The following is a 12,298-nucleotide window of genomic DNA, read 5'->3' as shown; positions in this document are numbered from 1 at the left end:
GTGTTGCAATTTGGGAGGCCTCTGGCCTCCCGAATTATTTGGGAGAAATAATGATGGCGAAAGAATTTGGTCGCCCGCAGCGCGTGTCACAAGAGCTGCAGAAAGAGATTGCGATGATCCTGCAGCGTGAGATCAAAGATCCCCGCCTGGGCATGATGGTCACCGTGTCAGGCGTAGAAGTGTCGCGCGATCTCGCCTATGCAAAAGTGTTTGTCACTTTCCTCAACGATCAGGATGAAGACGCGGTTAAGCAGGGTCTGAAAGCCCTGAAAGAGGCGTCCGGCTATATCCGTATTCTGCTGGGCAAAGCGATGCGTCTGCGTATCGTGCCTGAGCTGACCTTCTTCTACGACAACTCACTGGTTGAAGGGATGCGCATGTCCAATCTCGTGACCAGCGTCGTGAAGAACGATGAAGAGCGCCGTGGCCCGGACGCCACTGGCGATGACGAGGAGGCGTAATGAGTCGTCCGCGTCGTCGCGGCCGCGACGTCCATGGCGTGTTGTTGCTGGATAAGCCACAAGGCGTCTCGTCGAATGATGTCCTGCAGAAAGTGAAGCGTATCTTCAATGCGAATCGCGCAGGACACACCGGCGCGCTGGATCCGCTCGCGACCGGCATGCTGCCGATCTGCCTGGGTGAAGCGACCAAGTTTTCGCAGTATCTGCTCGACTCCGACAAACGCTACCGCGTGATCGCCCGGCTGGGTGAGCGGACCGATACCTCTGATGCCGATGGCAACATTGTGCAGACGCGTCCGGTCAGCTTCACGCAGGCCGAACTGGACAACGCGCTGGAGAGCTTCCGCGGCGATACGCTGCAGGTGCCTTCCATGTTTTCAGCGCTGAAGCATCAGGGGCGTCCGCTGTATGAGTATGCACGTCAGGGCATTGAGATTACCCGCGAGCCACGTCCGATCACGGTCTATGAATTGCAGTTTATTCGCTGGCAGGATAACGAGCTGGAGCTGGAGATTCACTGCTCCAAAGGCACCTATATCCGTACCATCATCGATGATCTGGGCGAAAAGCTGGGATGTGGCGCGCATGTCATTATGCTGCGTCGCGTTCAGGTCGCGCGTTATCCCTTTGAACGGATGGTGACGCTGGAGCAGCTCAATAGGCTGCTGACAGAAGCAACCGAAGCCGGTATCCCGCTGGAGACGCAGCTCGATCCGCTGCTGCTGCCGATGGACAGTCCCGCTTCTGATTTTCCTGAAGTGAACATCCCTTCGGCGGTGGCAGACTTCTTTCGTCAGGGGCAGCCGGTGCAGGCCACTAATGCGCCTGCGCAGGGGCTGGTCAGAGTATCAGAAGGCGAAGCGCGCAGGTTTATCGGTATGGCAGAAATTGCGGCCGATGGCCGGCTGGCACCACGCCGTTTAGTGGTCGAATATCAGGATTAAGCGGCGCCTTCACTTTTCGCTGATGGGGCATTTGCGTTGCTATCAGGCGCAGAGTAGAATAGCGCGGCTTTAAAGCGGGATGCTGAATTAGAGATCGGCACCCATACATTCATTTATTACTGGAGTTTATTATGTCTCTAAGCGTAGAAGCTAAAGCAGAGATCGTTGCTAAATATGGTCGTGGTGCTAACGACAGCGGTTCAACCGAAGTTCAGGTTGCCCTGCTGACCGCGCAGATCACCCATCTGCAGGGTCACTTCTCTGAGCACAAAAAAGACCACCACAGCCGCCGCGGTCTGCTGCGCATGGTATCTCAGCGTCGTAAGCTGCTGGACTACCTGAAGCGTAAAGACGTTGCACGCTACAGCAGCCTGATCGAGAGCCTCGGTCTGCGTCGCTAAGTCTGAAAAATCTGATCGTCGGGGCGTTATGCGGGCATTTGCACGGTGTGCAGCTTACGATCAGATTTGTGCGAGTTTCGTGAAGAGGGGGCCTTTATGGCCCCTTTTTTCGAGCAAGCGGCAGCAATCCGGGCCAAACTGATGTATTGTTGCTTAGTGTGATCTTGAGTTTGCAGAATTTCGCGCGGCTAATGAGAGGCTTTACCGCAGGGGCGGTCGAGGGTTGTCATTAGTCGCGAGGATGCAACTGAAGATTGGTAATCAATGGCGGGCTACAGATAGCCCTGCCCCGAAGTTAAGGACTTTGATTTTGCTGAATCCGATCGTACGCAAATTCCAATATGGTCAACATACCGTCACGCTGGAAACCGGCATGATGGCTCGCCAGGCGACTGCCGCTGTGATGGTGAGCATGGACGATACTGCCGTGTTCGTCACCGTAGTCGGCCAGAAAAAAACCAAACCAGGTCAGGATTTCTTCCCGCTGACCGTAAACTATCAGGAGCGCACCTACGCTGCTGGTCGTATCCCGGGCAGCTTCTTCCGTCGTGAAGGCCGTCCAAGCGAAGGCGAAACCCTGATTGCGCGTCTGATTGACCGCCCGATTCGCCCGCTGTTCCCGGAAGGTTTCATCAATGAAGTGCAGGTTATTGCCACCGTTGTGTCGGTGAACCCACAGGTTCATCCGGACATCGTTGCGATGATCGGTGCTTCAGCTGCGCTGTCTCTGTCTGGTCTGCCCTTCAACGGCCCAATTGGTTCTGCACGCGTCGGTTATATCAATGACCAGTACGTCCTGAACCCGACTGCCGATGAGCTGAAACAGTCTCGTCTGGATCTGGTTGTTGCCGGTACACAGAATGCCGTTCTGATGGTGGAATCTGAAGCTGAGATCCTGTCAGAAGAGCAGATGCTGGGCGCCGTGGTATTTGGTCACGAGCAGCAGCAGGTTGTTATCGAAAACATCAATGCTCTGGTTGCAGAAGCGGGTAAACCGCGCTGGGACTGGCAGCCAGAAGCCGCCAACACGCCACTGATCTCGCGCGTTGCTGCCCTGGCCGAAGCGCGCATCAGCGACGCTTACCGCATCACGGATAAGCAGGAGCGTTACACCCAGGTTGGCGTCATCAAAGACGAAACCATTGCTGCGCTGCTGGCTGAAGACGAAACGCTGGATAGCGCTGAAATCAGCGATATCGTTCACAGCCTTGAGAAGAACGTCGTTCGTACCCGTATCCTGAACGGCGAGCCACGTATCGATGGCCGCGAAAAAGATATGATCCGCGGTCTGGACGTGCGCACTGGCGTTCTGCCACGTACCCACGGTTCATCACTGTTCACCCGTGGTGAAACCCAGGCACTGGTTACCGCAACGCTGGGTACAACCCGCGATGCGCAGAACCTGGATGAGCTGATGGGCGAACGTACCGACAGCTTCCTGTTCCATTACAACTTCCCTCCATACTCTGTCGGTGAAACCGGCATGGTAGGTTCGCCGAAGCGTCGTGAGATTGGTCACGGTCGTCTGGCGAAGCGCGGTGTGTTAGCGGTAATGCCAAAAGCGGAAGATTTCCCTTACACCGTGCGTGTGGTTTCTGAAATTACCGAGTCGAACGGCTCCTCTTCAATGGCTTCTGTCTGCGGTGCCTCTCTGGCGCTGATGGATGCAGGTGTGCCGATCAAAGCCGCCGTTGCGGGTATCGCAATGGGCCTGGTGAAAGAAGATGAGAAGTTTGTTGTTCTGTCAGACATTCTGGGTGACGAAGATCACCTGGGCGACATGGACTTCAAAGTAGCCGGTAGCCGTGAAGGTATCACCGCGCTGCAGATGGACATCAAAATCGAAGGCATTACGCGTGAAATCATGCAGGAAGCGCTGAACCAGGCCAAGGGTGCGCGTCTGCACATTCTGGGCGTGATGGAACAGGCTATCAGCACACCACGCACTGAGATTTCTGAATTTGCGCCACGCATTTACACCATCAAAATCAGCTCAGACAAGATCAAAGATGTGATCGGTAAAGGCGGCTCAGTGATTCGTGCGCTGACCGAAGAGACCGGCACAACGATCGAAATCGAAGATGACGGCACCGTGAAAATCGCTGCGACCGACGGTCTGAAAGCGAAAGAAGCGATTCGTCGTATTGAAGAGATTACGGCTGAGATCGAAGTTGGCCGCATCTACAGCGGTAAAGTGACCCGTATCGTTGACTTCGGTGCCTTCGTGGCCATCGGTGGCGGTAAAGAAGGTCTGGTTCACATTTCACAAATCGCAGATAAGCGCGTTGAGAAAGTGACTGACTACCTGCAGATGGGTCAGGAAGTACCGGTTAAGGTGATGGAAGTTGACCGTCAGGGCCGTGTACGTCTGAGCATCAAAGAAGCGACAGAATCTAAGCCGCAGACTGAAGAAGCTGCAGCGGTGACAACGCCTGACGCGGAATAAATCGTTGCTGATTTGCCCCTCTTTGCCTGGCAGAGAGGGGCGTTTGTATCATCGCGAGGGCGGGAATCCTTGTGCAGGGCAGGCGGATGACAGGATGGTTATCCCAATGTTTGTATTCGGGAGTGGGAAATGAAGCCTTTTCTGCGCTGGTGTTTTGTTGCGACAGCTCTGACGCTGGCAGGATGCAGCAACTCCAATTGGCGTAAGAACGAAGTTCTTGCAGTGCCTTTACAGCCCACACTGCAGCAGGAAGTGATACTGGCGCGCATGGAACAAATTCTTGCCAGTCGCGCTCTCACCGATGATGAACGCGCACAGCTGTTATATGAGCGCGGAGTGTTGTATGATAGTTTAGGTCTGCGGGCATTAGCGCGGAACGATTTTTCGCAAGCGCTGTCTATAAGACCAGATATGCCCGAAGTGTTTAACTACTTAGGCATATACTTAACGCAGGCGGGCAACTTTGATGCCGCCTATGAAGCGTTTGATTCTGTACTTGAGCTTGAACCAACTTACAACTATGCGCATTTAAATCGTGGTATCGCCCTCTATTACGGCGGTCGATACAAGTTAGCGCAAGATGATCTGCTGGCGTTTTATCAAGACGATCCTAACGATCCTTTCCGCAGTCTGTGGCTCTATCTCGTTGAACGTGAGATGGATGCTGATAAGGCAAAAGTCGCGCTTCAACAGCGTCACGACAAAGCGGTCAGAGACCAATGGGGATGGAATATTGTCGAGTTCTACCTTGGAGATATCAACGAAAAAGCGTTGATGGAAAGTCTCAAGGCGGACGCAACGGATAACACCTCGCTCGCTGAACATCTCAGTGAAACCAACTTCTATTTAGGTAAGTATTACCTAAGTCTGGGGGAGAAGGACGACGCGAAAGCGTTGTTCAAACTGGCGGTGGCCAACAACGTCAATAACTTTGTTGAACACCGATACGCATTGTTGGAACTGGCGCAACTCGGCCAGGCACAAGACGATTTATCAGAATCTGACCAGCAATAGCTGACGAACTTAATTTGCCTGTAAAACCTGTTAAGTCATCATCTTAAAGGATGAGGGCTTTTCTGTTCGTCAAAACTTCTAATTTGAGCCGGTTCACACTTTTTGATGAAAATGACTGAAAGTTTTCACGACGAGTTATGTAGACTGGCCGCCGAAATCTAAGAGGCACGTGTACTACATGACTGATATTCAAACCACTTTTGCTGACCTTGGCCTGAACGCCGACATCCTTGAATCACTGAATGGCATGGGCTACGTTAAGCCATCCCCAATCCAGGCTGAGTGTATTCCTCACCTGCTGGCGGGCCGTGACGTGTTAGGCATGGCGCAGACCGGGAGTGGTAAAACTGCGGCGTTCTCTCTGCCGCTGTTAAACAACATCGACCCTGCTGTTAAAGCACCTCAGATCCTGGTGCTGGCACCGACCCGCGAACTGGCGGTACAGGTAGCTGAAGCAGTGACTGAATTCTCCAAACATATGCGCGGCCTGAACGTGGTTGCCCTGTACGGCGGCCAGCGTTATGACGTGCAGCTGCGCGCACTGCGTCAGGGACCACAGGTTGTTGTGGGTACGCCTGGCCGTCTGCTTGACCACCTGAAACGCGGCACGTTAGATCTCTCTAACCTGCGCGGCCTGGTGCTTGACGAAGCGGACGAAATGCTGCGTATGGGCTTCATCGAAGACGTTGAAACCATCATGGCGCAGATCCCGGAAGGTCATCAGACCGCACTGTTCTCTGCAACTATGCCGGAAGCGATTCGTCGCATCACTAAGCGCTTCATGAAAGATCCACAGGAAGTGCGTATTCAGTCAAGCCTGACCACGCGTCCTGACATCAGCCAGAGCTACTGGACCGCTTACGGTCGTAAAACAGATGCACTGGTTCGCTTCCTGGAAGCGGAAGACTTCGATGCTGCCATCATCTTCGTGCGTACTAAAAACGCCACGCTGGAAGTAGCCGAAGCCCTGGAGCGTAGCGGCTACAACAGCGCGGCTCTGAACGGTGACATGAACCAGGCACTGCGTGAGCAGACGCTGGAGCGCCTGAAAGATGGTCGTCTGGACATCCTGATTGCAACCGACGTTGCGGCCCGTGGCCTGGACGTTGAGCGCATCAGCCTGGTGGTGAACTACGATATCCCGATGGATGCAGAGTCTTACGTTCACCGTATCGGCCGTACCGGTCGTGCGGGTCGTGCCGGCCGCGCGCTGCTGTTCGTTGAGAACCGTGAGCGTCGCCTGCTGCGCAACATCGAACGTACGATGAAGCTGACGATCCCTGAAGTAGAACTGCCTAACGCAGAACTGCTGGGTCAGCGTCGTCTGGCTAAGTTTGCGGCTAAAGTCCAGCAGCAGCTGGAGAGCAGCGATCTGGATCAGTACCGTGCTCTGCTGACCAAAATGCAGCCAGAAGATGAGCTGGATCTGGAAACACTGGCAGCTGCACTGCTGAAGATGGCACAGGGCGAACGTCCTCTGATTCTGCCACCAGAAGCACCACGTCCGCCACGTCGCGAATACCGCGATCGTGATGACCGTGATGGCCGTCGTGACAGCCGTGAAGCTCGTGGTCCGCGTGACAGCCGTGATGGCGATCGTCCTCGTCGCGAACGTCGTGACGTTGGCGAGATGCAGCTCTACCGCATCGAAGTCGGTCGCGATGATGGTGTTGAAGTGCGTCACATCGTTGGCGCTATCGCTAACGAAGGCGACATCAGCAGCCGTTACATCGGTAACATCAAGCTGTTCGGCAACCACTCGACTATCGAGCTGCCGAAAGGCATGCCAGGCGATGTGCTGCAGCACTTCACCCGTACGCGTATTCTGAACAAGCCGATGAATATGCAGCTGCTGGGTGATGCACAGCCAAACGAAGGCCGTGGTGATCGTCGTCCTGCGGGCGGTGATCGTCGCAATGGTCCTGGCGCGGGCAACCGTGAAGGCGGTCGTCGTTTCTCTTCTGAGCGCCGTGAAGGTGGTCGTGAAGGCGGACGCAGCTTCAACCGTGAAGGTGGCCGCGGTCCGCGTCGTGAAGATGGCGCAGCCGCTCCACGTCGTCGCGATGCATAACGACATTCTGTTGTAACAAAAAGGGAAGCCACTGGCTTCCCTTTTTTTATGCCTGTCAGGCTCCGCCGCTGATCATCACGCGCTCGCCGCTGACCCAGGCGGACTCTTCCGAGGCCAGAAACAGCGCCACCTGCGCCACATCCTCCGGCAGGCCAAAACGCCCCAGCGGCGTCGCAGCCAGCAGCTGCGCCTTGAGCTGCGGGCTCATTCTCTTCGCAGCCAGTAATCCCTCTGTGAGTATCATTCCCGGCGCCAGCGCGTTGACCCGGATATGCCTGGGGCCCAGTTCGCGCGCCAGTCCCTGAGTCAGCGTATCCACCGCACCTTTGGTCGCCGCCCAGAGGACGGAGCCGGGCGTGCTGTTTTTACTGTTCAGAGCGCTGAGGTTAATAATGGTGCCGCCGTGGGCGGGAAAGTGATGGATCGCCTGCTGACAGACCAGCAGCGTGCCCAGCAGGTTAACGTTGATTTGCTGCTGCATCTCCTCCTGCGTCAGCGCCTCAAACTCGCCATGATGAAAGCAACCCGCGTTGTTCACGACAATATCGGGTGCGCCAAAACAGGAGAGGGTGGTGGCGAAGAGCTGTTCCACCTCCCGATGCTGAGTGACATCCGCCCGAACCGCCACGGCGTCACTGCCCAGATCCAGGATATCGCTGACCACATCCGCAGCGCCACCCTCATCCTGACGATAGTTCACCACGACCCGGGCGCCAGCCGTGGCAAAGGCGATGGCGATCGCCGCGCCAATGCCTTTCGATGCACCGGTTACCAGTGCGACTTTATTCTGCAGTGCCTTCATTATGTTGTTCTCCGCCGTAATGATTGCGTCGACAGACTATGCGCGCTGGCGCAGAAAACCAGGTAACGCAATCCTGCAAGCTTTTTGCACGATCCTGCAAATCTGTTCCTGCGGGACAGGTATTCTGCCCGGCGTCAGGTACTATCAGCACAGGGTGCGTCAGAGGAGAGCGGAATGAGTGAGAGTGATAAGTGGCAGGTGCTGGCTGAGTTGATCGCCCGTCATGCACCGGAAGATGGCCGGCACGCCAGTGCTATAGATTGCCTGTTCTTTGGCCGGGTTTCCGCACCGACCGAGCCGATGCACTTTGCCCAATGGGCCAGTTTTGCACTGGTGGCGCAGGGCGGCAAAGCCCTGCATATCGGGGATGAGGTGCTGCATTACGGCCCGGGCGATCTGCTGCTGGTAACGCTGGATATGCCGGTGCGCGCCTGTGTCACCCGCGCCACGCCGGACAAGCCGAATCTGGGAATTGGCATCGCGATTAATGAGTCGCGACTGATGCGCTACCTTGAACAGTTCCCACCGACGCTGCCGCTGGCGACCACGGACAATGAGCGTGGCGTCACCGTGCATAAAGTGTCGCCATTACTGGTGGATGCGGTGATCCGGCTGGTGCGCCTGCTGGATCATCCCGGCGATATTGAGGCGCTGGCCCCGCTCATCGAGCAGGAGATCTTTTACCGGTTGCTGACGGGACCGGAAGGATCGCGAATTCTGAATATGGCGCTGGCCGAACGGCCCGGCAACCGGGTGGCGCAGGCGGCCCGCTGGCTGCGGGAAAATTTTCATCAGCCGCTGAGAATCGATCGGCTCGCCAGTCGCGTCGGGATGAGTATCTCTTCGCTGCATCATCACTTCAAAGCCGTTACGGCGATGACGCCGATGCAGTATCAGAAACAGCTGCGGCTGAACGAGGCGCGGCGTCTGATGCTGGTGGAAAAGCTGGATGCCGGCACGGCAGGCTATCGGGTGGGATATCAGAGCGCGTCACAGTTCAGCCGGGAGTATCGCCGCCTGTATGGGCAATCCCCGGCCAGAGACAGTCGTCAGCAGGCGGTGAGTCAGGAGAGCCTGCGCCCACCGCAAAACTGATTACAGGCTGTTCGCCGCCTCCATCGCAATAGCAAAGGAGCGCAGACGGGCCTCCGTGTCAAAGATCTGTCCATTGACCATGATTTCATCCGCCTGAGTTTCACGCATCAGAGAGGCCAGACCGTGGCGCACCTTGTCCATATCGCCGACCAGCGACATGCTCAGCGCCTGCTGAACACCATACTGCTCGGACGGTGACCAGAGGTTATCCATGTTTTCAACAGGTGCCGGTAGCGGACCCGGTTTGCCGCGACGCAGATTGATAAACTGCTGCTGCTGGGAGGTAAACAGGAAGCGCGCATCACGCTCGCTGTCAGCCGCGATCACGTTAATGCAGACGGTGGCATAAGGTTTGTCGAGGCGCGCCGACGGCTGGAAATTCTCGCGGTAAACGTGCAGCGCCTGGAACAGCTGATCGGGCGCAAAATGGGAGGCAAACGCGAACGGCAGGCCCATTTTTGCCGACAGCTGCGCGCTGTAGAGGCTGGAACCGAGCAGCCAGACCGGGATCTTCAGACCCAGCCCAGGTACGGGCTGAACGGGTAGCTGCGCACCCGGTTCGGCATCAAACCAGCTGATCAGTTCGGCCACATCTTCGGGAAAGGTGTCGGCGTGCAGATTGGCCTGATGACGACGCAGCGCCATCATCGTGCGCTGGTCAGAGCCTGGCGCTCTGCCCAGACCGAGGTCGATACGGCCAGGATAGAGAGAGGCCAGCGTGCCAAACTGCTCGGCGACCACCAGCGGGGCGTGGTTCGGCAGCATGATCCCGCCCGACCCCAGCTTCAGCGTTTCGGTGTTGGCCGCCAGATAGCCAATCAGCACCGCCGTTGCAGCGCTGGCGATCCCTGTCATGTTGTGATGTTCAGCCAGCCAGTAGCGTTGGTAGCCCAGTTTTTCGGCCTGACGCGCCAGCGCCAGCGAATTGTGGAACGCATCGCGTGCGGTTGCGCCCTGAGGGATCGGGGCAAGATCCAGCACGGACAGGCGAAGAGGTTTTTTATCAGACATGACTACTCCCGTTGTATGGCACAGGCGTTAAAACCTGCACCATTTAGTATTACGCATCATGCCTTATATTAAAACTGCTAACCTCAGCAGGAATATAGCCGGTATGTGCTTTTACTCAGGATAGCAGCGTCATGCCTGCCAGTTTGCGCCAGTAACCGTTACAATCGCTACCTTTCGCCACCATTAACGGCGCCTCGCCGTTTTCATTGGCGCGGAAACGATCGATTTCGGCCAGCGTCGACGTATCCTGCGGAGAGAGCCGCACACAATCGACATGGCTGCGCATACCGGCCAGATCGTTGCCCAGGTTATAGCAGTAGCCACTCATGGTCTGGATGCCATTGAGGACAAACACCTGCTGCCCCTCCTGAGAGTTGACGCGGCGGCCTGTGGGATAGCGGATGCAGCAGGTTTCGCACTCATCCCTGGCGAGATTTTCCGAGCGGGCGGTGAAGCAGCGCGCGGAGAGTGCCAGAGGCAGATGACCGTAGCCCAGCACCTCGACGTCGAACTGCTGGCGGATCCCCCGCGCCTCACACTGCGCCAGCAGCTGCAGCAGCCAGTCACGCGACATCTCAACCGGCATGCACCAGCGCGTCATTCCCTCTTTGACCAGCAGTTGCAGCGTGTCGGCGTTATAGACATTCAGCGTCGGCCCCGCGACAAACGGCAGATGGCGCTCAGCGGCCATGTTGACCGTGCCGATATCATTGGCCTCAATCAGAAATTCGCCGTTTTCCACGTAGCGCTGCAGCTCTTTCAGCTCGGAGGGTGACTGCAGCAGCGCCAGCGTGCTCAGCACCACCTGTTTGCCGCTGGCCGCGACCGCGCGCGCCAGTTCCATCCAGCGTGCATAGGATGTGGCACGGCGTTTACTGCACACTGCTTCGCCAAGGTAGATAATATCCGCGCTGCTTCGGGCGGCCTGTTGATAAAAGTCGTCCAGCGTATCGGTTGGCCAGTACCAGAGCACCGGCCCAAGGGCATATTGCATCATCATTCCTTATTGCCATTCACGGTGATAAGCACCCAGCGTGGTTTGCGTGCCTTCGGAGAGATCGCCCAGCGTCTGCATCCACTGCGGCGCGATTGCAAACTGGTCCGGCTGCGCCTTGCAGCGATCGATCGCCTGACGCCAGACGCGCGCCACATCCGCGACATAGGCGGGGCTGCGCTGACGGCCTTCGATCTTCACCGAGGCGATGCCCGCCCGCAGCAGCTCCGGCAGCAGCTCCAGCGTGTTCAGGCTGGTGGGCTCCTCCAGGACGTGATAGCGCTGGTCGTTAACCTCATACCGTCCTTTGCACAGCGTCGGATACCCGGCGCTTTCATCCGGGGCGTAGCGGTCGATTAAGACCTCATTCAGACGCGACTCCATACCCTGCGGCGTCTGCTGCCAGCGCACAAACTTCGCCGGTGAGCAGGCGCCTGCGCTGTTAGGGGATTCGCCGGTGAGCCAGGAAGAGAGAAAGCAGCGGCCTTCCGCCATGATGCACAGGCTGCCAAAGGCGAACACCTCCAGCGGCACCGGCGTACTGCGCGCCAGCTGTTTCACCTGATGAATCGACAGCACGCGCGGCAGCACCACGCGCTGCAGGTTAAAGTGGCGATGATAGAAGCGAATCGCCTCCAGATTGGTGGCGGACGCCTGCACTGACAGATGGCGTTCAACCTCCGGATAACGCGTTGCGGCGTACTCCAGCGTGGCGATATCCGCCAGGATCAGTGCATCGGCTCCGTTCTGCACGGCGACATCAATCGCCCGTTGCCAGCGTCCCATGCCATCCGGGTGGGCAAAGGTATTGATTGCAACGTGCAGTTTGCGGCGATGCTGATGCAGATAGCGCGCCGCTTCCGCCAGCTTTTTGTCGGTAAAATTCAGGCCCGCAAAGTGGCGGGCGTTGGTGTCATCTTTCAGCCCCACATACACCGCATCCGCGCCATTCTCTACGGCGGTGCGTACTGCGGGTAAGTTTCCTGCCGGGCAGAGCAGTTCCATAGGTGTTCCTCTCAACATGCAGACGGGCGTCGAGTCTAGGCATCCGGCCTGATG

At 57.0% G+C, this 12,298-nt stretch carries 12 protein-coding genes; 8 read left to right on the top strand and 4 right to left on the bottom strand.

Annotated elements, in window-relative coordinates:
• Positions 1–53 precede the first annotated feature (53 nt).
• From rbfA to ACR6AS_RS11810, 7 genes are all read left to right on the top strand, one after another.
• Entirely contained in the window at positions 54–461 is a 408-nt protein-coding gene (gene rbfA, locus ACR6AS_RS11840) for a 30S ribosome-binding factor RbfA (protein ID WP_111139579.1), read from the top strand.
• Complete coding sequence (truB, locus tag ACR6AS_RS11835) at positions 461–1,405, top strand: tRNA pseudouridine(55) synthase TruB (protein ID WP_111139578.1); 945 nt, start codon at positions 461–463, stop codon at positions 1,403–1,405. Before rbfA ends, truB begins: the two co-directional genes overlap by 1 nt.
• A gap of 131 nt (positions 1,406–1,536) precedes the next feature.
• On the top strand, positions 1,537–1,806 hold the full coding sequence (rpsO, locus tag ACR6AS_RS11830; protein WP_003851063.1) for a 30S ribosomal protein S15: 270 nt from the start codon (positions 1,537–1,539) through the stop codon (positions 1,804–1,806).
• A 310-nt stretch (positions 1,807–2,116) separates the two neighbouring features.
• Entirely contained in the window at positions 2,117–4,252 is a 2,136-nt protein-coding gene (gene pnp / locus ACR6AS_RS11825) for a polyribonucleotide nucleotidyltransferase (RefSeq protein ID WP_111139577.1), read from the top strand.
• Positions 4,253–4,381: 129 nt separating this feature from the next.
• The gene (gene nlpI / locus ACR6AS_RS11820) at positions 4,382–5,266 is read left to right on the top strand and encodes a lipoprotein NlpI (RefSeq protein WP_111139576.1); all 885 of its coding nucleotides are present in this window, start codon (positions 4,382–4,384) and stop codon (positions 5,264–5,266) included.
• A 105-nt stretch (positions 5,267–5,371) separates the two neighbouring features.
• Positions 5,372–5,428 carry a protein YrbN gene (gene yrbN, locus ACR6AS_RS11815; RefSeq protein WP_111139605.1) on the top strand — a complete coding sequence of 19 codons (57 nt, stop codon included), beginning with the start codon at positions 5,372–5,374 and terminating at the stop codon, positions 5,426–5,428.
• 16 nt (positions 5,429–5,444) lie between these two features.
• Positions 5,445–7,337 (top strand): DEAD/DEAH family ATP-dependent RNA helicase, encoded by a 1,893-nt coding sequence (locus ACR6AS_RS11810; protein ID WP_111139575.1) that lies wholly within the window; start codon positions 5,445–5,447, stop codon positions 7,335–7,337.
• Between the two features lie 55 nt (positions 7,338–7,392).
• On the opposite strand, the gene ACR6AS_RS11805 is transcribed toward ACR6AS_RS11810, so the two are convergent.
• Positions 7,393–8,139 (bottom strand): SDR family NAD(P)-dependent oxidoreductase, encoded by a 747-nt coding sequence (locus tag ACR6AS_RS11805; RefSeq protein WP_293774189.1) that lies wholly within the window; start codon positions 8,137–8,139, stop codon positions 7,393–7,395.
• Positions 8,140–8,313: 174 nt separating this feature from the next.
• On the opposite strand from ACR6AS_RS11805, the gene ACR6AS_RS11800 reads away from it, so the two are divergent.
• A complete protein-coding gene (locus ACR6AS_RS11800) occupies positions 8,314–9,234 on the top strand; it encodes an AraC family transcriptional regulator (RefSeq protein ID WP_293774187.1) in 921 nt (306 codons plus the stop codon).
• Here the strand turns inward: ACR6AS_RS11800 and ACR6AS_RS11795 are convergent, their stop codons facing one another.
• From ACR6AS_RS11795 to ubiU, 3 genes are all read right to left on the bottom strand, one after another.
• On the bottom strand, positions 9,235–10,245 hold the full coding sequence (locus ACR6AS_RS11795; RefSeq protein ID WP_367396028.1) for a luciferase-like monooxygenase: 1,011 nt from the start codon (positions 10,243–10,245) through the stop codon (positions 9,235–9,237). It lies immediately after the preceding gene.
• 115 nt (positions 10,246–10,360) lie between these two features.
• A complete protein-coding gene (locus ACR6AS_RS11790; protein ID WP_111139571.1) occupies positions 10,361–11,239 on the bottom strand; it encodes a U32 family peptidase in 879 nt (292 codons plus the stop codon).
• Positions 11,240–11,248: 9 nt separating this feature from the next.
• On the bottom strand, positions 11,249–12,244 hold the full coding sequence (gene ubiU, locus ACR6AS_RS11785; RefSeq protein ID WP_111139570.1) for a ubiquinone anaerobic biosynthesis protein UbiU: 996 nt from the start codon (positions 12,242–12,244) through the stop codon (positions 11,249–11,251).
• Positions 12,245–12,298 lie beyond the last annotated feature (54 nt).

It is taken from the genome of Pantoea phosphatilytica, from assembly GCF_051025615.1.
Classification (GTDB): domain Bacteria; phylum Pseudomonadota; class Gammaproteobacteria; order Enterobacterales; family Enterobacteriaceae; genus Pantoea.
This window is presented reverse-complemented; position numbering and strand designations above follow the sequence as displayed.

What these genes read in the sequence shown, in the direction of transcription:
- rbfA (WP_111139579.1), top strand. Translation starts at nt 54, where the DNA reads ATGGCGAAAGAATTTGGTCGCCCGCAGCGCGTGTCACAAGAGCTGCAG.
- truB (WP_111139578.1), top strand. Translation starts at nt 461, where the DNA reads ATGAGTCGTCCGCGTCGTCGCGGCCGCGACGTCCATGGCGTGTTGTTG.
- rpsO (WP_003851063.1), top strand. Translation starts at nt 1,537, where the DNA reads ATGTCTCTAAGCGTAGAAGCTAAAGCAGAGATCGTTGCTAAATATGGT.
- nlpI (WP_111139576.1), top strand. Translation starts at nt 4,382, where the DNA reads ATGAAGCCTTTTCTGCGCTGGTGTTTTGTTGCGACAGCTCTGACGCTG.
- ACR6AS_RS11810 (WP_111139575.1), top strand. Translation starts at nt 5,445, where the DNA reads ATGACTGATATTCAAACCACTTTTGCTGACCTTGGCCTGAACGCCGAC.
- ACR6AS_RS11805 (WP_293774189.1), bottom strand. Translation starts at nt 8,139, where the DNA reads ATGAAGGCACTGCAGAATAAAGTCGCACTGGTAACCGGTGCATCGAAA.
- ACR6AS_RS11800 (WP_293774187.1), top strand. Translation starts at nt 8,314, where the DNA reads ATGAGTGAGAGTGATAAGTGGCAGGTGCTGGCTGAGTTGATCGCCCGT.
- ACR6AS_RS11795 (WP_367396028.1), bottom strand. Translation starts at nt 10,245, where the DNA reads ATGTCTGATAAAAAACCTCTTCGCCTGTCCGTGCTGGATCTTGCCCCG.
- ACR6AS_RS11790 (WP_111139571.1), bottom strand. Translation starts at nt 11,239, where the DNA reads ATGCAATATGCCCTTGGGCCGGTGCTCTGGTACTGGCCAACCGATACG.
- ubiU (WP_111139570.1), bottom strand. Translation starts at nt 12,244, where the DNA reads ATGGAACTGCTCTGCCCGGCAGGAAACTTACCCGCAGTACGCACCGCC.